This window comes from Alteromonas genovensis, assembly GCF_010500895.1.
GTDB classification, from domain to species: Bacteria; Pseudomonadota; Gammaproteobacteria; order Enterobacterales; family Alteromonadaceae; genus Alteromonas; species Alteromonas genovensis.
The window spans coordinates 174,021-198,704 of record NZ_JAAAWO010000004.1 but is presented as its reverse complement, the minus strand read 5'-3'; the positions used below and the strand labels follow the sequence as shown (position 1 = coordinate 198,704).

Here is a 24,684-nt window from a genome sequence, read left to right as displayed (position 1 = left end):
CAGTGAGCAAAAAATATCACAGGTGATGTCTTATTGAGCGCGCAGCACTAATGTTTGTGTCCGGATACTCTCGCCCATTCACCGTCAATTGCACTTGGCTCAAGTGAGATATTGTTCGCATAGGCCTGCTCAATAGTGGGTACCTGCTCAGCTAAAATACCCGACAGCACGAGCAGTCCATCGGATTTACAATATCCCGTAATGACTTCTCGCAGCTCAAGAAGAGGGCCAGAGAGTATATTGGCAACAACCACGTCTGCCTCTAGCACTGGCTGGTTTTCAGGTAAGAACACGTCTAGGCGGTCTTCTACCCCATTTCTGCGGGCATTTTCTTTTGTGGCTTGTAAAGCCTGAGGGTCGATATCAATTCCAATTACACGTTTGGCGCCCAGTTTTAAGGCGGCTAACGCCAAAATGCCGGAGCCACAGCCGAAGTCCACCACGGTTTTGTCAGTCATGTCGATACCATCTAACCAGCGTAAACATAAGGCAGTCGTGGGGTGGGTGCCCGTACCAAAGGCAAGACCGGGGTCGAGCATCACATTAACGGCATTAGGATCAGGAACGTCCCGCCAGCTAGGACATATCCACAGCCGTTCTCCAAACTGCATGGGGTGGAAGTTGTCCATCCACTCCCGTTCCCAGTCTTTGTCTTCTAGTGGTTCAAGCTTGTATTTGAAGTCTGGGCCCAGCACTTTTGCTTTGGCTAATCGTTCTAAAATACGTTTCATATCAGCGTCGGCTTCAAAGAGACCAACCACTTGCGTGTCGGGCCAAAGCAGCACTTCGCCAGGCTTAGGTTCATACATGGGGGTATCTTTCGCGTCCACGTAAGTGACTGCTTGGGAGCCATTGGCACTTAGCATATCGCCAATTGCATCTGCGTGTTCCGAAGTGGTGTTAATTCGTAGTTGTAGCCAAGCCATAGTCGTGTGCCGTTAACGTATTTGGCGGTATTGTACCTTTCACCTGACGTAAACGAAATCCGGCGGCTGATAAAAATAGTGTTCATTAGGGCATACCCTAGTTTTACAGCTCCTTTTTGCTATGTTCTTCTCAATAAACACGCTTTCGAAAAGTTAGCATTTTGATTAAAACTTAATCTTTTGTCGACTACCAACTTATCTACAAGCTTGTATTATTGACGCTCACTTATTCTTAAATGAGAATCACTTACATATGCGATCACCGCTTTTACCTCTTTTTATGCTGCTAGCTGCTTTTAACGTGCAGTCTCGAGAAGTAGAGGTACTTGTGGGGATGGATAAGCCGCCATACGTGAATTCTGCCAATGACAGTGGATTTGAAGTTGATCTAGTACGCGCTATTCTCAGCGATATGGGGCACAGTGCAAAAGTGCTCTATCTGCCCTATGGCAGAACGACAAAGGTCATTAATCAAGAGGCTGTTGATATTGCGCTAACGCTGACGCCTTCTCATGCAGTATCGGAAGATATCCTCTCTAATCCATACATTGCTTATCAAAATGTTGCGATAACACGTTCAGACAGAAATCTTCACATTGATAGTATTGAAGCGCTAAAGACAAAGAGTGTGGTGGCCTTTCAAACTGCCACATCAGTACTTGGTAGAAGGTTTGAAGCAACGCTGTCTTCGCAGCCGACCTATTTAGAAATGGCAAAACAAGCGCGACAAGTCGACATGCTAATGCTAGGCAGTGTTGATGTGGCGGTGATGGACAGAAATATTTTTTCTTACTTCAAACTAAACGACGACAGGTATAAAACCGATGATGTGGTGTTTCATGAACTCTTTCCTATTTCTACCTATCGAGCGGCTATTCCTAATAAAGAGCTTCGTGAGGCGTTTAATCACAGTTTGTCTGTAATTATTGAAAGCGGTCGTTACCAAGCCTTACTAGAAAAGTATGGGCTTAAATGGAGCGAGTCAGAAAGTGTGTTCGCTACTCTTTCTAACTAGCTTTTTAATCGCACACCGTTTATAGCGCACCTTTATTAGTGCGCTTTACAGAACAAAAAAAACGCTTAACTATTTAAAAAGCTATCCACGTAGTGGTAAATAAGTAAGGCTTGTTTCTGTTGCTTTAAATGCCTTTCTCACCGCGGCAATGTCTTGTTCGGTTACAGAGGGGGCGAACGCTTCCACCGTTCCTTTTGACGATGAGTTCACGCCCACACCATCCCGACATGAATCGCTAGAGGCTCCTCGAGCCCGACTTATGCTTCTTGGGCAATTCTCCAGAACATCTGGTGACTCATTGTTGTTTGCCATTGAGTCTTCTCTCAATATGATTTTGCCACCGTAATAAATTTTACTTTCCGACAATGAAAGTGCGGCCAGCTGCCCTTCAAGGATATTCCAGGTATTTACTTTACCTTCTTTAGCGCAACTTACCTTACCGAAATGGTAAGTGCCCGTTTCTAATTCTGCCGCTGCAAACGCACTTGTCGTAAATGTGAGGCGCTGGGTGTTCGCATTAGACTGAGGGACTAATTCAATATCGAGCTTGTCACAGTTCAGGTTGCTTGAAAGTTGGAGTACATAAGCCGTGTTTGGTGCTTTGGTTTGGTTGGCAACCGCGGAGGATGCCGCGACGGCGAGGATAGCCGAAGCAATAAAGAAGCGATTCATACAATATCCTTATAAGTTGAATGTATAACATTAGTTGCTAAGTACGTTATTCGCAACCTCTGTTGCTTAATTTTGTGGCACGTTTATTTTCCATTTAGGGTCTACATACCGCCAGCTTAAGGTAGTTATTTTCGTTACAAATGAACTATTTTTGCTGCATAGTATTAAAAGTAGTTAATGCGAAAAAAGCACGCAAAAAAGCGCGTTAATAAAATTACACCGCTATTTACGCTGAAGGCAGTTCGCCAACAGGCTTTTGAGTAGTTGTGTTGCAAAATAAGGGAAAAATAATGATAAAGAAGTGGTATCTACTCATATTTGTAGCGCTGTGCGGCGCATGCACAACAACAAGTAAACAGCAAAACACGGCATCACAATGGCTGGATAAACCGGCGTATGCCCAAGCCGGCGCTATTCAGTCTGGCGAATTATCGTCGTATGATTTGGTATCTGGCTATTTAGCTCGCATTGAGCGCCTAGATACTGAAACAAACAGTGTACTGGCTATCAATACCCAAGCCCTTGAGCAAGCTAAGCGCATTGATGCAAAAATTAAGAATGGCGAAAGCGTCGGCGCATTAGCCGGAATTCCCGTTTTACTAAAAGATAATATTGAAACAAGCGAGATGGCAACCACCGCGGGATCGATGGCACTGCTGAACAATACAACGGGTCGCGACGCGCCGATTGTGGCTAAGCTAAAAGCAGCAGATGCCATTATATTAGGTAAAACGAACTTATCAGAGTGGGCAAACTTTCGCTCGGAGTCGTCAATTAGTGGATGGAGTGCAGTGGGCGGGTTAACACGTAATCCACACTTATTATCGAGAAGCGCCTGTGGCTCTTCATCAGGTTCTGGCGCCGCTATGGCCCTTCGCCTAGCCTCTCTTGCCGTAGGTACTGAGACAAATGGCTCTATTATCTGCCCGTCTTCAATGAACGGTGTGGTTGGCTTTAAACCAACAGTAGGTATGCTTTCTCGCACTCATATTGTCCCTATTTCATTTAGCCAAGATACTGCTGGGCCAATGACAAATAACGTGCAAGATGCATGGTTAATGGCGTCTATCATGGCCGGCGAAGATGCAAGGGACAGCGCCACAGCCGATGCGGGCAAGCACCTTATTCAACAGCCTAATTCATCGCTTATTGCTACTGATTTAAAAGGTGTAAGAATTGGTGTGGTACGTTTCAGACAGGGCGATAACCCTCATATACTCGCAGCCTATGAAAATGCGTTAAGCAGCCTGGAAAATGCAGGCGCTACCCTTGTTGATATTGACGACTTCGACCAGCCAGATAGCTTTTGGGCAGACTCGTATAACGTTCTGTTAAGTGAGTTCCATTCCTCGATTAACGAGTATTTAGCCGACTCGCCTGCAGATATTCCTGCGAGAGATTTACAAGCACTTATCGCTTTTAACAAAACAGATAAACGAGAGCTAGCGTTGTTCAATCAAGACATTTTTGAAAAGTCGCTAAAAGCCGCAGCCATCGATAGCGAGGAATATAAGTCGGCACTTTCACTGATTCAGAAAACCGCAGGAACCAACGGCATCGATACACTAATGCAGCAGCACAATGTTGACGTTTTGGTTTCTCCTTCGAACAGTCCTTCGTTTTTAATCGACGGGGTGTATGGCGATCACTCGCCAGGCGGGTTTATCGGCGTTGGCTATTTAGCTGCGGTAGCAGGGTACCCACATTTAACCGTACCTGTTGATGACATTAAAAACCTTCCTGTTGGACTTAGCTTCATCGCGGGTAAGTGGATGGATGAAAAGGTATTGCGAATTGGTAGTGTTTTTGAAGCCAAGCATGGTTTTTCTATCACTCCGGGTCTTTTACCTTCACGATTTGATGCGCCTGAGCTTGAATCTATTACTGAAAACGTGACGTCCAACTAGGGCTTAGTTCCTCTATGAGGAGCTAACAACGTCTTATAACTGAAACACAAAAAAAGAGCCTCAACACCATGTGTTGAGGCTCTTTTCTATTATTGGTTTACATAACAATTGTGTAATGAGTGCTTAACAGCTTGTTCTTCATTGTTCACTCTGCCTCGCTGGAAGCCACTAATCTTCAATGAAGTTCAGCGCTTGCGAAACTACCGCTACGTTAGCACTGTCATTAACCATACATTTGAGACAGCACCGATAAGCCAACAGTGAAAGACACGCTACCTAGCCAGGCTTTTTAACCCAAGCACTACACCAGCCGTTTGCATTAACCAGTTTGCCAGGGAAGATATTACATGGACGGTGTGGTTCGCCATCGGCGCCCTGTACGTACATGCAGTTACTGCATTTTGCACCATCAACAGTTGAAGCTGGCGTGTAATTAAGGGCCTTTGCAGTGGCATCGTCTGCGCTCAGTTGTTCTTGAGCTTGTGCACGCAGTGCAACGCCGCCTAGGGTTAACCCTATTAACGTTGAGCCCGTGAATTTCATAAAGTCGCGGCGATTAACAGATTTCATAACATTCTCCCAATGAGATAGAAACGATAATGATTCTTTTTTATTCAGTGCCTTAAACGCAAAAAACCTGCCCAGAAAGGGCAGGTTTTTTGATACATACTTTATACTAACGCTTTTTCAGTAAAGATCGACAAAAATTGCGCAAAACTCAGTTTTAATCGATTAATAAAATTTTAACTATTGCCATTCATACACAATAGGACAGCGTCTGTGCTTAAAAGTTTACTTTGTTTCAAGGGGTACATTTGGCTTAGCGTATGCGTACCTCGCCAGCCGTTTGCTAGAATGATAGCTATCTAGCCCGCTGATTGACGCAGTGTTTAAAGCCTCAATATCAAGATACCCATCTTTATCAAGGGCATCTTTAGCAAAAAAGACTTCTTGGATTTCACCAATTACCATTTCGGTATTATTGAGCAAGCTAAAATGCTGAGCTACTTTAAGACCAATGTTTACTTCGCTTTCTTTAACATAAGGCGCACTAAACGTATCGCTGAAAAAAGGTGTTAGTCCCACGGCATCGAATTCGCTTTCATCTTGCTCGTAGCGGGCCGAGGTTTGGTGTGCTTTATCAGCCCACTGTGTATTCACGTGATTTAAGGTGTAAAAGCCCTGCTGCTTAATATTATCCAATGAATCTCGCTGCACAGTATGCGGACGCATTATCATGCCAAGTAGCGGCGGGTTAGCACCTATATGAACTACTGAACTAATAACGGCTAAGTTATTAGTTTTCCCATCTGTGGTGCCCAGCAACACCGCAGATTTAAAGCCAGACAAACTATTAATTAGATTAGCGCGGTAGCGCTGCTCTAAGTTGTCTAAATCATCGCGAGTCATACGGTCAGTCATTTTCTCTTTCTGCCTCTATAGAAAGTTCTTCACCGTGCTGAAACACTCTTAATTCGATGGGTTGACAGCAAACTTGGCAGTCTAATACCTGCACTTGACCAACGTCGTTTATTTCATCAATTTCAACGTCATTAGGTGCCATACAATACGGGCAGGAAAAGCCCATTGCGCGTGTCAAACTCATATCTTAATTCCATGTTTTTCTAATTTACTATAAATACGCTTATTACCAATGGGTGGATTGTTTTTAACTTCTTATGCATTGCTTGTTGAATGATTTTATTGGGTGACTTATCGAAAACCTTGGGGAACAGATTAGTGATCAGGTGCCAGTATTTTCGGTATTAATGATTAAATCAATACGCCCAAGCTTAAATGCTTAGGCTATCAATTGGGTATTTAAACAATAGTGAGGTGGTTGGTGTGGCAAACACTGTTGGGATATGTCCTTGCTGCAAACGTAAGACGCGACTGACATATCATCATCTTATTCCGAAAAAAATGCACAGGCGTCAATATTTCAAGAAGCATTATACAAAAGCCGAGCGCCAAGAAGGTGTGCATGTTTGCAGGCAGTGTCATAGCGGTATTCACCGCTTTTACGATGAAATGACTCTGGCCAAAAACCTCTGCACATTGCCGCTATTACTAGCCGATGAACAGTTGGCATCGTTTTTTAGCTGGGTAAGTAAACAGCGGGTAAAGGTTGATTAATGAAGCTGTATAAATATACACTATAATAAGTGTTTTGTTATGATTCGGGTCGCTGTGATTTAAGAAAGCATAGCTTGAGTGGCTATAACCATTAGCTGTACCCAAATATCTTTAACTGACTATTTTTAATTGACTGGGCTGCTGGCCAAATGCGAAAAGTGCGAAAAGATCTACCTCCCCGCTATTACCTCACTCATTTTCATGAGTTCCTCAGCTTTTTTGAGGGGGCAAGCGCGACACTGCTCTCTGATGAGGCCGCATCGTTTATCGAGCGTTTTAACGCGTTAGACGATGACAAGCAGTGCATTATCGTACGCGCGGCTAACCGTAAATATGCGATTATTGACCGAACACAATTTAATTACGCAGAAATTAACACGCCTCAAGCTCAAATAAACAGTCTTATAGAAAGCGGGTGGTTTGGCGACCTCACGAACGCCTCGTTTAATGACATAGCCGGAGTGCTTACCAAAGATGCTATTTTAACACTGTTGGCGGATTACGGCAGTACGCAAGGGCTGTCCTCACTCACTAAGCCAAAATTAGTGACACTACTTGGTAATGAAATACGAGCTAATGGATGGCCTAGCCGCTTTTCTATCGATAACTATTTAGTGTGTTTGTTTAACGATGCACTGCGCTTCCTATTATTTTTATATTTTGGCAATACGAAGAGCCGCTTAAATCAATTCTCCATGAGAGATTTAGGCGTTATGCGCACTCGTTCAGATTCTGTAACCGATGTTGCCCGATTTGAGAGTAAGTCAGATACAGAAGCTGCGTGGTTTTACGCAAACCACTACACGCAAATTCCGTTTTATCACACAGAGACTTTGCTTAGCCTCGCTGATAGCGACTTTCCTAGTACCGAAGGTGTGTCCGCAGGGTTTTATAAAGATCAATTGCTGTACGCATTAGGATTAAAGCTATTAGACGAAGACAAGCAAAAAGGCCTTAATATTCTACGTTTGGCAGACAGCGATAAAGGGAAAGAAAAATGGATAAGAGAAAGCTATAAACTCGGCTGCGTTGACGAAGTGAAAAGTGAACTTGAGTACATTATTGATAACCCGCAATCGGATACGTTATTGGCATTTGCTGAAGATTTCTATGCGCGCAAGTACAACAAAAAGCGTACCAGTACGGTTACCGATATGCTGCGTAATGCCAGTAGAGAATTATCGATTGATGTTAGCCAAAATCAGCAGGTTGAGCGGGGCGTGCTGGCCTACTATGCCAGACAAGGTATTGAAGGCTGGCGCACAGAAAACCGATTGTGGCGAAGCCTTTTTGGATTGACGTTTTGGAAGCAGCTTTATGAAGAGGATACCTTAGTAACAGAGTTTGACCGACGTCCACTTTCGCTTAAGCAGAATAACTTTTACGCCAAATTTGAAACCAGTATTGAAGCGTTGCTGTCGTCGTTAGATACGCCGGAAAAATTGCTATTTCATATTCAAAAAATGGCGACGCAGCACTACGGCAAGGTGAACAGCTTGTTCATGTGGTCTAGTCGGCTTTTAGCGCCCATAGAGGCATTACTTCGCCATGGGAAGCTTCAGTCTATTCACAGCTTATTGCGAATGATGTGCAAAGACTTTGAAAGCCTAAGAGATGGCTTTCCCGATATAATGGTGTACGAAAACGGGTTGCGATTTGAAGAGATTAAAGCGCCGGGAGATCAGTTGCGACGCAACCAGCTAGTGTCTATTCAGCGTTTGCAGCAGGCTGGGTTTGAAGTAGCTGTCACTACCGTAAACTGGGTACGCGACCCAGAACAGCCCTACGTTGTAGTTGATATAGAGACAACTGGCGGGAACAACAGCTATAACCGTATTACTGAAATAGGTATGGTGAAACTTATTGCTGGTGAAGAGGTAGCTCGTTACCAAACGTTACTGAACCCTCAACGCCGTATTCCTTCAAATATTACTCGGCTGACAGGCATCTCAGATGAGATGGTAAAAGATGCGCCGCTTTTTTCTGAGGTTGCCAATGATATTGCAGAATTTACTGAGGATGCGGTATTTGTAGCCCACAATGTCAACTTCGACTACGGTTTTATTAAACAAGAATTTGCCCGCCTAGAGCAGTCATTCCGGCGCCCGAAAATGTGCACGGTGAGAGAAATGCGACGCACGCACCCTGGGTTGCCCTCTTATTCATTGGCCAATTTAACTAAGCACTTCTACATTTCGATGGAGCGTCATCACCGAGCTCTCTCCGATGCAAAGGCAGCTGCTGAGTTGCTAAAACTGGCATTTGAAAAAGATGACGAAGTAAATGACTTGGCGAACGACTAGGTTACTATCAAGGTTATCGACTAAGTAAGCGACCAGCACAGCGCGTTCTAATAAAAGTTGAACGAAGACGATATTTTTTCGTATGAATTGATATCACAAAGCTTTACTAAATATTGCGCTACACAAGCGTTATCATATGCAAGGTAAGCACTGTAAAAAACAACGTTGAAAAAAGCGTTTAATGAGAGAGCGCTTCAATTTGAGAATCGCTTTTACCTTAGACCGAGCAAAACCGTTTATGAGTACAATCATGTTAGACGAAGAACAACAGTCACGAGTCATAGAGATGGCGTGGGAAGACAGAACGCCATTTGAAGCCATCGAAAAGCTTTTTGGATTGCCTGAAAAAGAGGTAATCAAGCTGATGCGTAAAAACCTTAAACACAAGACCTTTAAAAATTGGCGTGCTCGTGTATCTGGCCGCAAAACCAAGCACTTGAGTTTACGGCCAGAAGGTGTAGACCGAGGTTATTGTCCGTCTCAGTACAAGGTTAAAAGTGCCAATAAATAGCGCCTGTTAGCAGGCGCTTTGAAGGCAGTTTTCTGGGGTTATTCTACTGTGCTTACGGGCAATAAAAAGGCCATAAGTTGCTGTCGAAATGGGCTGGGGAATACAAGGGTATTGCCCGATTCATTAATGGTTTTAGCTTGGGCTACCAGCGGCCGGTAGGCAGCGTAAGCGGTATTGTTTTGTTCCACCTCTTCAACCCGCTGCATAATGTTTTCGATAAACTCATTAGCGGACAACGCCTCATCCCTTTTTAAATCCTCAGCCAACGCTTTTAACACGTAGGTTTCCCATTCTTTTCTATAGCTGTCTTGAAGTCTTTCGGGGTAAAGCGTTAGGTCGTCGATATCTTGCTTTAAATCGACAATATCGAGAGGGTCGTCATACAAAACCCGCAGGGCGAGGAGCACATCGTCAGACAATCTGGAAATCGGGAGTTTCTCTTTAAGCTGTTTGTAACGGCTTTGCATAGTACTACCTTAAACGTCGTGAAGTGTCCCTAAGGCTGTAGTTTGCTTCCTTGTCATTAGCCTAAAGTCTAAAGAACTAGTGCCGTAGTTTAAAGGCGTAGAGGTTAAAAATAAGTAATCTTTTATATATGAACTTGTGCAAATTACGGGTCGTATCTATTCACGCACTGTTAAAGTGTGTACGCGTTCTTGCTGTTTGGCCCACCGTTTGGTGGGCCTTTTTTTTTGCGCGTTTCTCCCAGTACGCTCGAATAGCAGGCATAAAAAAGCCGGTGCAAGGCACCGGCTGAAGTGGAGACACGCTCCATAAGGTAAAACACACAAAAAGAAAAAAAAGTCATTACGGGAGACGTTTAAACTTGTGGTAAGTATAGGCGTGTAGTTTGAACAAGAAAAACAGTAAAAATTGATTGTTGTAATCGTTAAATTAGAATCAACAGGAAACGAAAAACCAAAAGAATTAAAAGGGGCATAAAGTTGGGCTGCACTTAAACAGCAGTGCAACCCAAGGGGGATCAGGCTAGGCCTAGTTTCTTTTCAAGGTAGTGAATATTAGTGCCACCGGCAAAGAAGTTTTCATCTGCCATGATAGAGCGTTGAAGCGGAATATTTGTTTTTATTCCCTCTATTACAATTTCTTCTAATGCATGGCGCATTCGAGCAATCGCTTCATCACGACTTTCACCGTAAGCGATAAGTTTGCCTATCATAGAATCGTAATACGGAGGAACCGTGTAGCCCGAGTAAATGTGTGATTCCCAACGAATACCCAAGCCACCTGGAGCATGAAACATATTGATTAAACCAGGGCTTGGAATAAAAGTTTGAGGGTCTTCAGCGTTAATACGGCATTCAATAGCGTGGCCGCGAATTTGAATTTGCGACTGGTCAATAGACAGAGGCTGACCTGCAGCTATACGAAGCTGCTCTTTGATTAAATCTACGCCTGTGATCATCTCAGATACTGGGTGCTCTACTTGAATACGCGTATTCATTTCAATGAAATAAAACTCGCCGTTCTCGTATAGGAACTCAAAGGTTCCCGCACCACGATAGTTTATTTCAACACACGCTCTGCGGCAGCGATCGCCAATTTTGGTTCGCATTTGCTCCGAAATTCCAGGTGCTGGCGCTTCTTCTACCACTTTTTGGTGACGACGCTGCATAGAACAGTCTCGCTCACCTAAGTGAATAGCGTTACCTTGCCCATCGGCCAGTACCTGTATCTCTACGTGGCGAGGGTTCTCCAAGAACTTTTCCATGTAGACAGTGGGGTTGCCAAAAGCGGCGCCTGCTTCTGCTTGAGTAGTTTCTATGGCTTTTACGAGCTCGCCTTCGCTGCGCACTACACGCATTCCGCGACCACCACCGCCACCAGCAGCTTTAACAATGATTGGGTAACCAATGCGTTTGGCTATGGTTTTATTGCGCTCGTTATCGTCTGTCAACGGACCATCAGAACCAGGAACACAAGGCACCCCTGCTTTTTTCATTGCATTGATAGCTGATACTTTATCGCCCATCAGGTTAATGGTGTCTGCAGTTGGGCCAATAAAGATAAAACCGCTTTTTTCTACTGCTTCTGCAAAATCAGCATTTTCCGCTAAGAAGCCGTAGCCAGGGTGGATAGCAATTGAATTAGTTACTTCTGCTGCTGCAATAATACGAGGAATATTCAGGTAACTCTCGGTTGCAGACGCTTTTCCGATACAAATGGATTCATCGGCGAGTAATACGTGCTTTAAATTTTTATCCGCAGTGGAGTGCACGGCTACTGTCTTGATGCCTAGTTCTTTACAGGCTCTCAAAATACGTAGGGCAATTTCACCACGGTTAGCAATAAGTACTTTATCTAACATTGTGAATTGCTCACTTATTCGATGATGAACATAGGTTGGTCGAATTCAACCGGATCTTGGTTCTCTACTAAGATTGCTTTAACAACACCGGCTTTATCAGACTCGATTTGGTTCATCATTTTCATGGCTTCAACAATACAAAGTGTATCGCCAACTTTAACTTGCTGACCTACTTCGGCAAACGCTTTTGCAGTAGGTGAAGACGCGCGATAGAAGGTTCCTACCATTGGCGATTTAACCACATGGCCGGTTGGTGCTGCTGGTTCAGATACTGCTTCGGGCGCAGCTGGGGCTTGTGCTGGCGGTTGTTGTGGCGCCGCCGGTGCTGCAAAGCTGTAGTTTACTGGGGCATGAACGCCAGTTGGACCACGGTGAATACGTACTGACTCTTCACCCTCGGTAATTTCTAGTTCAGCTACACCAGACTCTTCAACTAGCTCGATGAGTTTCTTTATCTTTCTAATATCCATGTTCTTTCTCTGCGTTATTTTTGCGATTTCGGTAAATTGATTGCTGCGGTTAGTGCAAGGGAATAGCCCATAGGGCCAAGGCCAACAATGACACCAGCTGCAACATCAGAAAAATAGGAATGATGACGAAAAGGTTCACGAGCGTGAACATTCGACAAATGAACTTCGATAAACGGAATGCTCACACTCAAGAGCGCGTCGCGGATGGCCACACTTGTGTGCGTGAATGCAGCAGGGTTAATGATGATGGCATCTGTATTACCCATAGCGTCGTGTATGCGCTCAATAAGTGCATGCTCAGAGTTAGACTGAAAATGCGAAAGCGTCACATCGCTGGAGGCAGCTTGAGCTTGCAAGTCATCAACGATGTCTTGCAAAGTTTGCGTGCCATACTTGTCGGGTTCTCTTTGGCCTAACATATTTAAGTTAGGGCCATTTAATAACAAAATATTCATCTAATTTGCTGCTATCTTCGTGTAACTGTCGTGGTATTCGTTATTTCAACAAAGTTTGCCGTCAGTTGCACGAAAAAAAGCCAATAACCGGTTCCGTTTTTAAGTTTATGTGTTGATTATAGAGATAGAGAAAGATTTAGCAGCAAAATACTGGTCTAATCAGGTGTTTTCGACGCAAAGTTTTCGCTACACAAACGTGGTTTGGGTGTTTTTATTGTTAATGAAACGTTGCTTTTTCAAGCGGTGTATCACCTGCCATGCGTGGTTTTCAGCGATTTCTTGAAAAGTTGTAAGCTAAAGGCGAGAGTTCTGTAGTGAAAACGGAACGCTTTGATAGCGACCGTGAAATTTTGCCACGTATACGCCGAAATGCAGGTGGGGAAGAGACGAAAAGCCGGTATTTCCGGTGTACCCGATAAGTTGCCCTTGGGTAATTCGTTGCTCTCGTTTTACCACAACACCTTCATATTTGAGGTGATAATATTCACCGGTGGTTCCATCGTCATGCAAAATGGCAACGTAATTTGCATGTTTCGCGAAATCTGGAGTAGGTCCGCCTTTTTTCCCATTGCGCTTGGTGTCTATAACAATACCCCCTCGCGCCGCAAGCACCGGTGTGCCTTCACTAGCACCAAAATCCAGAGCATATTTAGATACACCAAAGTGACTAAACTTTCCGTTAACGCCCTGCACAATAGGGTAGTTTTGTTGAGGTTGCAACGGAGACGCATAACGATATTCACTATTGTGAGCGGCACTAATATTACCTACTGTCCATTTCACGCGCATGGTGGAGAAAAAGCGAGATGGTGACTGGGTCTCTCCTAAAACAATAGGATCGTTATTAGCTAAAAAAGCATTGGCGTGGGCTGTATAACCTAGGTCTGTTGAATACAGCGTTAAAGCTACGGGTAAATCGATGTAACGCTGAACGCGTATGACATAGCTACCGCTGGTGTCGTCTTTTTCACTTAACAAAAAGCAAAAGCGGCGCTCATCAAAGCAACCCTCTCGCTGTGTGGATAAGGCGTGAGTTGCTGATGCCTGAAGGGGCCATGGCCAAATAAATAAAGCCCAAGCAATCAAGGGCCAAGCATCCAACGCCCACACAAAGAATGCTCGTAACCGATCATTCGCAGGTTTTTTATGTAGCCACTTACCTTGCCACTTATGTAGTCCACGCCGCAGAGTGATGATGCTACTCGTCGCGGGCATTATCTGCAGCGGCGCTGCCAGTAAGCGCACTGTCGGCAAGCGCATTGTTAACGTGCGTTGCGAAGTCATCGGCTTTCATAAACCCGGTTACCCGTGACTGTCTCAACTCTTCACCTTTTTTATCAAAAAATAAAATAGTCGGTAAGCCAAGCACTTCAAATTTATCAAACACTTCCTGACGCTGTGGCGTGTTATCGGTAAGGTCCATCTGCATCCATACGGTATTGCTCAGCGCGTTAACCACGTTTTGATCTGGGAAGGTGTATTTCTCGAACTCTTTACACGCCGTGCACCAGTCGGCGTAAAGGTCTACCATTACCGTTTGGCCGTTGTCGTTAGCCTTTGCTATCTTCTGCTGTAAATCGGTAAGATCTCTTGCCTTAATAAATTCAGGGTGAGTCACTTTTTCGCCCCAAAGCCCAACGTTTTCCCCGGTTTGATAAGTAATGCCTGCACTTCCCATAACGCCTGCCGCTACCAACATGGCCCGCAATAACTTCATTTTGCTGTTAGGCGTCGCGCGATTTAACTTCCAATAGTACCCAAATAAACCGAAGCCAAGTGCTGCCCACAAAAAGTCTGAATACAAGCTGTTCCACAACCGCTCTACAAACACTATGGCGACGGCCAGCATCATGAAGCCGAATGTTACCTTAACGACGTTCATCCAGTTCCCCGCTTTTGGCAGCAATTTTCCGCCTGTAACGCCAAATATGATCAGCGGAATGCCCATGCCAATACTTAGTAAATAGAGGGAAATAAATCCAAGGGTCATATCGCCCGTTTGTGCGATGAATAACAATATGCCGGTAAGTGGCGCAGTGGTGCACGGCGAGGCAATGAGCCCCGACAGCACGCCCATAATAAATACGCCCACGAAGCTGCCGGGGGTTTGGCTGTTGCTTGCTGAGGTGAGCTTTTCTTGCCACTTTGCAGGCAGTTGTATTTCAAAACCGCCAAACAGGGCCACGGCTAACGTGGCAAATAAAGCAATGAAAACACCTAGCACAACAGGGTGCTGAAGCGCCGCTTGAAATTGCGCCCCCGCTACTGCCACAACCAATCCAAGTAGAGAGTAGGTAATTGCCATGCCTTGTACGTAAACAAAGGTAAGCCAAAAAGAATGAGAGAGGCTTTTTGTATTACCCTGACCAATAACAATGCCTGACACAATGGGGTACATAGGGAATACACAAGGAGTAAACGCAAGGCCGATACCCAAGATAAAGAATAACATCAGAGTAAGAGGGAGGTTTTCTTTATTAATTAACCTGTTGGCAAGGGAAAACTGTTCACTCTCTGGTGCTAAAACGCCATTTTGAGCTGCTACTTGCCCATCACTAACGATTTCATTGAGATAAACGACTTTTATCGTGGGTGGGTAGCAAAGCCCAGCATCTGCACAGCCTTGATAACGCACTTTCACCACGCCATCAGAAGAGGCCTCTTCTAGGGGAAGCGTTATGCTGACGCTGTTATAAAACACTTCCGACTTGCCGTAAAACTCATCTTCAATTATTACCCCTTTTGGGTAGATAGCTTCGCCTATTGCGGCGTCTTTAGCGACGTATTTAAACTGCTTTTTATACAGGTAATAACCATCTGCAATAGTAAATGTTAGCGTTAGGGTGCTGTCTTTTTGTTTGAAGTCGAAGGCAAACGCCTGCTCAACGTCTAAAAACTCAGGCTCTTGTGAGAATGCGTTGTCTAGGCTGTTGGGGAATTGTGCTTGCGCAGCGGCGGTTACTGATAACGCGTTCACTAAAAGAAGAAAAATTAAAAATACCATTGTGGTAAAAGCACACGTTCGACGGGGCAGAGATAATGTCGACACTCGGTTTAGTAGGGCATTAATCATATTAATAACTTCAACTTCTATTGTGAGTTCTAAATTGCTTATTTTAAGCTACTGCCAGTAAAGTCAGCGCAATTGCTAATGTGCTCGGTGTTTTCTTTGTATTGGCCAAGTATTAGCTTAGTAATGAATTAGTACTGGTTCTGTACTTTTACTAGCGTTTATACACGCCGACCTTACAAAAGGTGCTTAACTATACCAAAATACGGTATAGGGTTAGATATACTTCACCGTAAATAAGGGCAAGACTATCTACTTAACAGCTGCATACTTTCGTAACAGCGGTTATCCCGTCCTGAAATAGAGTATGGTAAATTACTGCAAGTGATTGAGTCATAGTAAAACTGACGTAAAGTAAATCGGATATAAAGTAGAACTGATAGATAGTTAGACCGTTGGTGTCCAAATATTGTTTCACGCAAGTGTAGCTAGCTCACGGTTTTCGATAGCAGTAGTTATCGGTCGTATTGAACCTGTATTTAACCGAAAGCAAACGAACCTTTGATTGCTTTTGGGCTCAACACCCATATATCACTTAATAGACTGTTTAAAGAGGACTCACCTTGCGGGTTTTATTCATTTTATTTGCCGTACTTCCTATTTTAGAAATCGCCTTACTGGTTAATGTTGGCAGCATTATTGGCGGTTGGAACACAATAGGGATTGTTATTCTTACCGCTTTCATTGGCTCTTATTTTGTAAAGCGTGAGGGGATAAGTACCCTTCAAACCGCGCAGGCAAAAATGCAGCGCAACGAAATGCCGGGAAAAGAGCTTGTTGAAGGGTTAATGCTAGTGGTGGCTGGCGTATTATTAGTGACCCCAGGCTTTATCACCGACATATTAGGTTTCATGTTTGTATTACCCGGAACGCGACATTTACTTGCTGCGCAGGTGAGCAAGCACATGAAAATGCGCGTTGTTATGCCCGGTGCGGGAGCTGGTGGTGCTGGACCAGGCGCAAGTGGCTTCAATACAAACGGACAACAAAGCCCCTTTGGTAATGATCCCTTTGATAGTAATGGTTCGCCATTTAATACATCAGCGAAGAACAAAGACGATGTGATTGAAGGTGAATACACGGACAATACGCAAAACGACGAAGACAAGCGTTTGAAGTAAACCTACTTGATACCGCTAGCGAGTAGGTTTTGATTTGATGCTGAGCCGTCTCATCCTCAAACTAATCCCCCCAAACACGTGTATTTCGCAAAAAAATCAATTTTTTTACATTTTTTTGTGGAAAAACACTTGAACTTGTTTGGGTACTGCCCCATTTATCCGTGCAGATAACATTTTAACTGCTCAGCAATGAGCGTTCCAGGCAATCAACATTCAAAACAGTGAATGTTGAATATTCTTTAATTTGAATAGTGGAATTTTCAGGAGACTTGAAAATGGCAATTCGTCCTTTACACGACCGCGTAATAATTAAACGCGCAGAGCAAGAAAGTAAATCTGCAGGCGGTATCGTTCTGACTGGTTCTGCAGCAGAAAAATCAACTCGCGGTGAAGTCATCGCTGTGGGTAATGGTCGCATACTTGAGAATGGTGATATTAAAGCGCTAGACGTAAAAGTTGGCGACACCGTTATTTTCAGTGACGGTTACGGCGTTAAAACAGAAAAGCTGGATGGTGAAGAAGTTCTAATCCTTAGCGAAAGCGACATCCTAGCGATTGTTGAGTAATAACGACTAACGTTTAACCGAATTAGAGAGGAATTGAATCATGGCAGCTAAAGAAGTACGTTTTGGTGACGACGCTCGCACAAAAATGCTTAAAGGCGTAAACACGCTAGCAAACGCAGTAAAAGTAACGCTTGGTCCTAAAGGCCGTAACGTTGTTTTAGACAAGTCTTTCGGCGCACCTACCATTACTAAAGATGGTGTATCTGTAGCGAAAGAAATCGAACTTGAAGACAAGTTTGAGAACATGGGCGCACAGATGGTGAAAGAAGTAGCCTCTAAAGCGAACGATGAAGCGGGTGACGGTACAACTACCGCTACTGTGCTTGCACAAGCTATCGTTACTGAAGGCCACAAGTCTGTTGCTGCGGGTATGAACCCAATGGATCTTAAGCGCGGTATCGATAAGGCTGTTATCGCAGCGGTTGCTGAGCTTAAAGCACTTTCTACAGACTGTGCAGACAGCAAGTCTATCGCACAAGTTGGTACTATCTCAGCTAACTCAGATGTAGAAGTTGGTGACATCATTGCACAAGCAATGGAAAAAGTAGGTAAAGAAGGCGTTATCACTGTAGAAGAAGGTCAAGCACTTCAAAACGAACTAGACGTTGTTGAAGGTATGCAGTTCGACCGTGGTTACCTATCTCCTTACTTCATCAACAACCAAGAAAACGGTACTGTTGAACTAGATAGCCCATTCATCTTGTTAGTAGATAAGAAAATTTCTAACATCCGTGAATTGCTTCCAACGCTTGAAGGCGTAGCGAAAGCTGGTAAGCCACTACTCATTATGGCTGAAGATGTTGAAGGCGAAGCGCTAGCAACTCTAGTTGTAAACAACATGCGCGGCATTGTGAAAGTGGCTGCGGTTAAAGCACCTGGTTTCGGCGACCGTCGTAAAGCAATGCTTCAAGACATCGCGGTACTTACAGGCGGTACAGTAATCTCTGAAGAGATTGGTCTAGACCTTGAAAAAGTGCAGCTAGAAGATCTTGGTACAGCGAAGCGCGTAGTTATCAACAAAGACAACACGACTATTGTTGATGGTAACGGCGACGAAGAAGCGATTGAAGGTCGTTGTGCACAAATTAAAGGTCAAATTGAAGACTCTTCATCTGACTACGACAAAGAAAAGCTTCAAGAGCGTTTAGCTAAGCTTTCTGGTGGTGTTGCAGTAATTAAAGTTGGTGCAGCAACTGAAGTAGAAATGAAAGAGAAGAAAGACCGCGTTGAAGATGCACTACACGCAACGCGTGCAGCGGTTGAAGAAGGCGTAGTACCTGGTGGTGGTGTTGCCCTAGTTCGTGCAGCAGCTAAGCTTGCTGACCTAACGGGTGACAACGAAGACCAAACTGTAGGTATTAAACTTGCGCTACGTGCAATGGAATCGCCTCTACGTCAAATCGCGAGCAATGCCGGTGCAGAAGCGTCTGTTGTTGTTAACGCTGTTAAAGGCGGCGAAGGTAACTACGGTTACAACGCTGGCAACGACACGTACGGCGACATGCTAGAGATGGGTATTCTTGACCCAACTAAAGTAACGCGTTCTGCACTACAGTTTGCAGCATCAATTGCTTCACTTATGATCACTACTGAAGCGATGGTTGCTGAGCTACCTAAAGACGAAGCAGCTCCTGCAATGCCTGATATGGGCGGCATGGGCGGAATGGGCGGCATGATGTAAATCAATTGCTGTCTCTTATAGTCCTTTAAAAATTAAGGGTTTATATTTGATGTGTACAGTTAAGTATACTCAAATGTAGACAGTGATGTAGGACAATAAGAAGCGTTAAAAAAGGCGTTGGGTTTAGACTCAGCGCCTTTTTTGTTGTATTTGAGTCGGTAAGCGTTAAGATTTGATTAGAAAATAAAAAGTAGAGAATAGGAATGGAATCTGATTTAGAGTTGAAATATGACTACCTGCCTAACCGCAGTAATCCCGCCGCAGTCTTCGATACAATGGCAAAATATGTCAAAAGCTACGACGATTTAGGAAATCTACTAGCAGAGTCTATTGGTTTAAAGGATGATTTTACTTTTCAGTTAATCTCCGTCAATCACGGCTCCATTAAAAGCAGATTGGGGGCAGCAAAAGGGCGCTTGAAAAGTCTAGTAGCTGAGTCAATATTTGACTCAGCTGTGCATCTGCATAGTGATTTAACAGCAGTTGAAGAAACCTCTTCAGAAGAAGAAGTAATGGCAATAGCCCAAGGTCTAGAGGAGCGACTGACTCGAGCGTTAGATTCAACAGGAGAAGCCATAAATCCACCTATCGTCGACCCTAAAAGATTAGCTGAAGTTCTCCAATCACTTTCTGCTGCGAATGATAGTACTATGAATGGAGAAACTTTGCGGATTAGTTCGTCTACGAGTCGGAGCGATATGAACATGATGTGGCGTTTCACTGGTGACCCGAAGGAAATGTTTTCAGCAAAAGTCAGCCATTTCAAAGGTCAATTACAAATCAGGGTCAAAATCTCAGTTAATCAGGGCTCTCAGGCATGGGCTGTAACTGCTCTTAAAAACAACCTGACTTTCTATGCAAAAGTTCAAAACGAAGAATGGTTGAAGCGGTATCAAGAGGTTGACATAGCACCTATCAGCGCAAAAGACGTGGTAACTGCCGAGATAGAGTATGACGTATATGATTTACCAACGGGTACAGAGATCAAGAACGCTAAAATCACAAACGTATTGAGCATTGAGCGTTATAAAGGTACTCAAAGTGGCCTCTTCGATAACTAACCATAAAAAGCGGGTGCTATTAGCGAATCTTACAGCTGGCTATCTCTTTGTTTTGTTACCTCTAATTATCTTAGTGCTTATCAAACTGCTTCATTTTAAAAGCTGGCAATCCATTTTATTAGCAGGTGATTGGTCTTTAGCTTCCTGTATAATATTTGGGCAAAATGTAGCCAACCTTTCAAAGGCTGTTGTCGCTAGAGGTAAGGAAATTCAATCTAGCATGTTTGTCTTTTATTTTGCTAGGCGCCTTATTGGCGTTGTCATTTCATTGGTGATATATATTTTGATGCTGATTGAGCCAAACCTCTATCTCGGTATCCTCCAGATTGCACTATTTGCTTGGGCAAGTTTGAAATATTTTACAGATGGTATCGTCACAGAGATGTTGAAAAGTGAGGAGTAGAGTAAGCTGAATGAACTTTCTTGAAACCAAATTTTCCAACACAAGCAGTAATGGTCTGCAATTTAAATAGCAGCGTCGGGCGCAAATTTTTGTAAGTTGATTAGTATAGATGCTTACATGCCACCCTGATTTCGATTAACATTAAATGTAGTTTGGTTTGTCATTGCATTATTGTATTAGCGATACTGAAAAATAGATAGTAGGTTTATATAACGCATGTCTTTCAACCAATTAAATTGAACGATCTAGTGTGAAGTGGTAGTATAAAAAACGTACATGATTATTAAGGGATTACCCCAGTGGATTTCGAATGAAAGAATTTTTTAACACTCTTTTGAAGCGGCAGTTTGATGTAGCGATGTCTAACAGAATTAGAAGAGAGCGAGATACGCCAGTTGTTGATTTGGAGATTGAAGCGTCTGGCTTTCAAGTTAATTTCAGATCTTTAGTAGATAATAAAACGGTAAATACTCAGGCGAGAAAGCTTCTAGAGTCATCTGCAAGCGATAAAGCTCCTAGAGTAATCTGAATACAGCGAAGGACGGTAGAGGAAGTACTTTTGATATCGATACAGGGAACGTTGTTTATTGTTTCGGCTATTGCTTTGTCCGGATACTTTTACAATGAAAAAAGCTATAAACATAAATATGCAATAAAACGAATGACAGGTTACTTGTTGTTTTATCGGCTGCTTTTTTCGGGAAGCAAATTTTTGGTTGCTGCTGGTTTTTTTTATTTTTTTACTGTTCCCGTATTAAAGACTCTAGCGAATGAAGAATCTGTATTTGGTGATGGACAAACATACGGGCAATATTTATTAAACATATTCGACTCATGGGCCCCTTATAAGCTTCTCTTTATAACCCTAGCAACGTTTTGCGTATCGGTAATATATACTTGGTTAACCAACTTACTGAGCATTGCGAAGATTTTTTTGTCTCACAATATCAATGAATTCTTTGCTGGAGTGTACGTAAAGGCTCAAAAGAAATCTGGTAATGAAAATGACTACATAAAAGAGTTTAAAAAAGCCAAAATTACTCTTAAAAAAGCGAAAAGGCTTCTTAAAGTACATCGATACAAAGCCGCTGAAAAAAATGAGTTTAAGCTTCATCTTTTTGAGGCCACACTCAAATGGAATCCGGTACTCGTTTCTTTGTCTACAGGGAAAGCATATGTTGGATATGTTTTTGCGGACAAAATGGAAAGCATACATGCAGAAGACGATGCCTTCAGTATTATTCCGGTTGCGTCAGGTTACCGAGACGATGATCAAAAGTTCAAAATCAATGAGCTCCATGAAAATATTGCAACGGAGTTGATAGATATATCAGAAAGCGACAAGCGGGGTGCAAGTTTGAATAATACACCTATAAATGATCCAAGAATACAGCTCGCAGAGAGCTTATCTGAGTCTTTCAGAGTGAGCTTTCCATTTTCTTCAGTTGTTAGCGTGTCGTACTTTAAAATTTCTGATATCAAAAGCGCTTGCAAAACCGGAGTTTGAATTCTATAGCTATAGTGTAAAGCTTAAGGAAATATGTTTACTAACGTCACTAAATCCTGTCTTTTTATATTAATGAATAAGGAGATTTTTCTCAACTTGCTTGATTTTTATCTGGCAGAAAGTAGGTAGATTTTCTCTCACCAATATATCCATTAGGTGCAAAGACCACAAAGTAAATAAGTTTGGACTAAGGTTTTTCTCAGATGCAAATAGTCAATTTAATTACGTTATTTGATTTTCGTATGGCAGCACTCCGGTTAGCTCTTCAGCTGAAACGTTTATGTATAATTGAATTGCGAACGAAGAACGATTTTTTTTAGCAATCTGTCATATCAATTATTTAAACTTGAAAGTAGTATTTTTTCGATAAGACGAAGAATTATGCCTAACGAAAGGCTATGCGATGGCACCAAAGAACACACTGTATATTTTGAATATACTGCGAATTATTAAAGACACTCTCCAGTAAAGATATATTAGAACAGCATTGAAATCGCAAATCTGTAAAATTTTTTAACGATTGAAGGTGATATTAATAAAATCGTTTTAGAGAGACGGAATATGGTTAAAGCCGCTATTCACAGTTTGTTTATCAGAAACGAGTCCCTACTGATGGAGCAAGTGGCGGAAAATAATTGAGCCAAACACCAAAAAACCATGACCCACAAATTGTAAATCTTGTAGGTCATGTATGCTTTTATATACTCTTCTCTTCAATGTAAGCGTCGATTAATTCCTCGAGGATTGCCAGAGGCACTGCGCCATTTTTCAGCACCACATCATGAAAGTCTCTTAGGTCGAACTTATCGCCCAAGGCAGTTTTCGCTTTTTCTCGCAGTTCCAAAATTTTAAGCATGCCAACCTTGTATGATGTCGCTTGGCCTGGCATCACAATATAGCGTTCAATTTCCGAGGTTACATCGCTTAATGCCATACCTGTGTTACTTGCCATGTAGTCGATGGCTTCTTCTCGGGTCCAGCGTTTTTGGTGAATTCCAGTATCTACCACTAAGCGTACGGCTCTAAACAATTCCGCTTGAAGTCGACCAAGATTGTCCAGTGGATTGTCTTGAAAGCCCATTTCCCACGCTAAATACTCTGAGTACAGCGCCCATCCTTCTGTATAGGCAGTGAATGGCGACATTTTTCGAATAAAAGGCATGCCCTCCATTTCCATCGCTAACGCTATTTGAAAATGATGGCCTGGAATACCTTCGTGGTAGGCCAGCGTTCGCATACTGTATTTAGGTGTAGCCTTTATATCGTAAAGATTAGCGAAAAAGCGGCCCGGTCTTGAACCGTCTATGGCTGGCTGCTGATAATACGCACCAGGTGCAGTTTTTTCCTTAAACTCAGGAATGCGCACTACTTCCATGCCTGCTTCGGGACGAATACGGAAAACCTCGCTCATACCTTCTTCAATTTCATCAAGAATGGTTTGATAGTCTTTGAGTATTTGTTCACGGCCAGCATCACTGTCTTCATAGTAATGAGAAGGGTCTGCTGCAAGGGCATCCATTGCTTTTGTAAACCCTAACGTTACGTCGTAGCCTTCGCCTTCAAGAATTGTCAGCATTTCGCCTTGAATTCGAGCAACCTCTTTTAAGCCGATATTGTGAATTTCGTCTGCAGTCATATCGGTGGTAGTGAAAAAGCGAAGGGCGTTGGCGTATACTTTATCGCCGTCGGGTAAGTGCCAATAACCGTGATCGTTACCTGCCTTTGCCTGTAGTGTTGTGAAGTAGTCGATAAATAGCTGATAAGCGCGATTTACATCATCGTTAATGCGCGCTTCGGCTTTAGCCAAGAACTCATCCTGCTGTTCTTGCGACAGTGTTTCTACATCAGCCATTTTCTCTTTTAACGAGCTATACAAAATGTTCTCGTTAAGCGGCGAAGCAACAAAGCCGTTCATTTCATCGAGCACGCGAGTAATAACAAATTGGGGAGGAATAATGCCTTTTTCCTCACGCAGTTTTAGCCCTTCAAGTACTTGAGCAAACTTTTCATCTACCGCGCCTAAGCGACTTAGGTAATTTTCAACATCGGTTGCATCATTAATCTGATGTTGACCCTGCATGAAGCTTGGAAAGCCGTTTTGCACACCAAATAGTTGGTTTACAGGATAGGTGTGATACTGAAATGGCTCGTTGCCAATTAAATAATCCAGTAAATAAAGAGTAATTTTTTTAGAAAGTAGCTCGTCTTTACTTAAGTCTTCATTATCGTAATCGACGATAACTTGCCTAATGCCTCGGGCTTTATCAAAAAGGGCTTCGCCTTTCTCGGGGCTTGCATCGTCGAGTTCTGAATTATGACCTTTAATACCCACAGACTCTAAAAAGCCCAACGACGTTAAAGTTTCAGGGCTATCAAACGCAACCTTTACCATTTCTCTGTTTAAAAAATTATTAAAGTAAAAGGGTTTATCTGCATACCATTCGTGAGCAGCGAAGCTGCCGCCAAGCAGTACAACAACCAGTAAACCTGTACCAATCCATTTAAAAAATCGTTTCATTATTTTTATTGTCCACATTTTATTCCCACTCTACGT

Annotated in this window: 24 protein-coding genes; 12 read left to right on the top strand and 12 right to left on the bottom strand. The window is 43.2% G+C overall.

What is annotated here, in order from left to right; genetic code table 11:
- Positions 1-47: 47 nt before the first annotated feature.
- Positions 48-926 carry a 50S ribosomal protein L11 methyltransferase gene (prmA, locus tag GTQ48_RS07490; protein ID WP_163105989.1) on the bottom strand — a complete coding sequence of 293 codons (879 nt, stop codon included), beginning with the start codon at positions 924-926 and terminating at the stop codon, positions 48-50.
- Between the two features lie 253 nt (positions 927-1,179).
- Between prmA and GTQ48_RS07485 the strand changes: the two genes are divergently transcribed.
- Complete coding sequence (locus tag GTQ48_RS07485; protein WP_163105988.1) at positions 1,180-1,941, top strand: substrate-binding periplasmic protein; 762 nt, start codon at positions 1,180-1,182, stop codon at positions 1,939-1,941.
- Positions 1,942-2,022: 81 nt separating this feature from the next.
- Here GTQ48_RS07485 and GTQ48_RS07480 read toward each other — a convergent pair whose 3' ends face one another.
- Positions 2,023-2,613, bottom strand: a complete 591-nt coding sequence (locus GTQ48_RS07480; RefSeq protein ID WP_163105986.1) for a hypothetical protein — start codon at positions 2,611-2,613, stop codon at positions 2,023-2,025.
- A gap of 290 nt (positions 2,614-2,903) precedes the next feature.
- Between GTQ48_RS07480 and GTQ48_RS07475 the strand changes: the two genes are divergently transcribed.
- Positions 2,904-4,520, top strand: coding sequence for an amidase (locus tag GTQ48_RS07475; protein ID WP_163105985.1), 1,617 nt, complete (start codon positions 2,904-2,906; stop codon positions 4,518-4,520).
- Positions 4,521-4,796: 276 nt separating this feature from the next.
- Here GTQ48_RS07475 and GTQ48_RS07470 read toward each other — a convergent pair whose 3' ends face one another.
- From GTQ48_RS07470 to GTQ48_RS07460, 3 genes are all read right to left on the bottom strand, one after another.
- Complete coding sequence (locus GTQ48_RS07470) at positions 4,797-5,090, bottom strand: high-potential iron-sulfur protein (protein ID WP_032097606.1); 294 nt, start codon at positions 5,088-5,090, stop codon at positions 4,797-4,799.
- Between the two features lie 222 nt (positions 5,091-5,312).
- The gene (locus tag GTQ48_RS07465) at positions 5,313-5,942 is read right to left on the bottom strand and encodes a flavin reductase family protein (RefSeq protein WP_163105983.1); all 630 of its coding nucleotides are present in this window, start codon (positions 5,940-5,942) and stop codon (positions 5,313-5,315) included.
- Entirely contained in the window at positions 5,935-6,126 is a 192-nt protein-coding gene (locus tag GTQ48_RS07460; RefSeq protein WP_032097608.1) for a zinc ribbon domain-containing protein, read from the bottom strand. The genes GTQ48_RS07465 and GTQ48_RS07460 overlap by 8 nt, the downstream gene beginning before the upstream one ends.
- 239 nt (positions 6,127-6,365) lie before the next feature.
- Between GTQ48_RS07460 and GTQ48_RS07455 the strand changes: the two genes are divergently transcribed.
- The 3 genes from GTQ48_RS07455 (at position 6,366) to GTQ48_RS07445 (ending at position 9,470) form a co-directional block, all read left to right on the top strand.
- Complete coding sequence (locus GTQ48_RS07455) at positions 6,366-6,656, top strand: hypothetical protein (protein WP_269518192.1); 291 nt, start codon at positions 6,366-6,368, stop codon at positions 6,654-6,656.
- A 158-nt stretch (positions 6,657-6,814) separates the two neighbouring features.
- A complete protein-coding gene (locus GTQ48_RS07450; RefSeq protein WP_163106171.1) occupies positions 6,815-8,959 on the top strand; it encodes an exonuclease domain-containing protein in 2,145 nt (714 codons plus the stop codon).
- 238 nt (positions 8,960-9,197) lie between these two features.
- Positions 9,198-9,470, top strand: coding sequence for a TIGR03643 family protein (locus tag GTQ48_RS07445; protein WP_163105979.1), 273 nt, complete (start codon positions 9,198-9,200; stop codon positions 9,468-9,470).
- Between the two features lie 38 nt (positions 9,471-9,508).
- Here the strand turns inward: GTQ48_RS07445 and GTQ48_RS07440 are convergent, their stop codons facing one another.
- The 6 genes from GTQ48_RS07440 to GTQ48_RS07415 all read right to left on the bottom strand — a co-directional run bounded on the left by GTQ48_RS07440 (position 9,509) and on the right by GTQ48_RS07415 (position 15,725).
- The gene (locus GTQ48_RS07440) at positions 9,509-9,937 is read right to left on the bottom strand and encodes a hypothetical protein (RefSeq protein ID WP_163105978.1); all 429 of its coding nucleotides are present in this window, start codon (positions 9,935-9,937) and stop codon (positions 9,509-9,511) included.
- A gap of 515 nt (positions 9,938-10,452) precedes the next feature.
- Complete coding sequence (accC, locus tag GTQ48_RS07435) at positions 10,453-11,796, bottom strand: acetyl-CoA carboxylase biotin carboxylase subunit (RefSeq protein WP_163105976.1); 1,344 nt, start codon at positions 11,794-11,796, stop codon at positions 10,453-10,455.
- Between the two features lie 14 nt (positions 11,797-11,810).
- Positions 11,811-12,266: an acetyl-CoA carboxylase biotin carboxyl carrier protein gene (gene accB, locus GTQ48_RS07430; protein ID WP_163105974.1), complete on the bottom strand. Its 456-nt coding sequence runs from the start codon at positions 12,264-12,266 to the stop codon at positions 11,811-11,813.
- Positions 12,267-12,280: 14 nt separating this feature from the next.
- Complete coding sequence (gene aroQ, locus GTQ48_RS07425; protein ID WP_163105972.1) at positions 12,281-12,721, bottom strand: type II 3-dehydroquinate dehydratase; 441 nt, start codon at positions 12,719-12,721, stop codon at positions 12,281-12,283.
- 294 nt (positions 12,722-13,015) lie between these two features.
- On the bottom strand, positions 13,016-13,807 hold the full coding sequence (locus GTQ48_RS07420; RefSeq protein ID WP_239060038.1) for a M23 family metallopeptidase: 792 nt from the start codon (positions 13,805-13,807) through the stop codon (positions 13,016-13,018).
- A 112-nt stretch (positions 13,808-13,919) separates the two neighbouring features.
- Positions 13,920-15,725 (bottom strand): protein-disulfide reductase DsbD, encoded by a 1,806-nt coding sequence (locus GTQ48_RS07415; protein WP_163106167.1) that lies wholly within the window; start codon positions 15,723-15,725, stop codon positions 13,920-13,922.
- A 629-nt stretch (positions 15,726-16,354) separates the two neighbouring features.
- On the opposite strand from GTQ48_RS07415, the gene GTQ48_RS07410 reads away from it, so the two are divergent.
- The 7 genes from GTQ48_RS07410 to GTQ48_RS07380 all read left to right on the top strand — a co-directional run bounded on the left by GTQ48_RS07410 (position 16,355) and on the right by GTQ48_RS07380 (position 22,130).
- Positions 16,355-16,912, top strand: a complete 558-nt coding sequence (locus tag GTQ48_RS07410; RefSeq protein WP_163105970.1) for an FxsA family protein — start codon at positions 16,355-16,357, stop codon at positions 16,910-16,912.
- A gap of 275 nt (positions 16,913-17,187) precedes the next feature.
- Positions 17,188-17,478, top strand: a complete 291-nt coding sequence (locus GTQ48_RS07405; RefSeq protein ID WP_163105968.1) for a co-chaperone GroES — start codon at positions 17,188-17,190, stop codon at positions 17,476-17,478.
- 40 nt (positions 17,479-17,518) lie between these two features.
- Positions 17,519-19,159, top strand: a complete 1,641-nt coding sequence (groL, locus tag GTQ48_RS07400) for a chaperonin GroEL (RefSeq protein WP_163105966.1) — start codon at positions 17,519-17,521, stop codon at positions 19,157-19,159.
- Positions 19,160-19,362: 203 nt separating this feature from the next.
- Positions 19,363-20,220 (top strand): hypothetical protein, encoded by an 858-nt coding sequence (locus tag GTQ48_RS07395; RefSeq protein ID WP_163105964.1) that lies wholly within the window; start codon positions 19,363-19,365, stop codon positions 20,218-20,220.
- Positions 20,201-20,623 carry a hypothetical protein gene (locus GTQ48_RS07390; protein WP_163105962.1) on the top strand — a complete coding sequence of 141 codons (423 nt, stop codon included), beginning with the start codon at positions 20,201-20,203 and terminating at the stop codon, positions 20,621-20,623. The genes GTQ48_RS07395 and GTQ48_RS07390 overlap by 20 nt, the downstream gene beginning before the upstream one ends.
- Positions 20,624-20,933: 310 nt before the next feature.
- On the top strand, positions 20,934-21,152 hold the full coding sequence (locus GTQ48_RS07385; RefSeq protein WP_163105960.1) for a hypothetical protein: 219 nt from the start codon (positions 20,934-20,936) through the stop codon (positions 21,150-21,152).
- Between the two features lie 51 nt (positions 21,153-21,203).
- Positions 21,204-22,130 (top strand): hypothetical protein, encoded by a 927-nt coding sequence (locus tag GTQ48_RS07380; RefSeq protein ID WP_163105958.1) that lies wholly within the window; start codon positions 21,204-21,206, stop codon positions 22,128-22,130.
- 697 nt (positions 22,131-22,827) lie between these two features.
- On the opposite strand, the gene GTQ48_RS07375 is transcribed toward GTQ48_RS07380, so the two are convergent.
- The gene (locus GTQ48_RS07375) at positions 22,828-24,648 is read right to left on the bottom strand and encodes a DUF885 domain-containing protein (RefSeq protein WP_163105956.1); all 1,821 of its coding nucleotides are present in this window, start codon (positions 24,646-24,648) and stop codon (positions 22,828-22,830) included.
- Between the last annotated feature and the right edge of the window lie 36 nt (positions 24,649-24,684).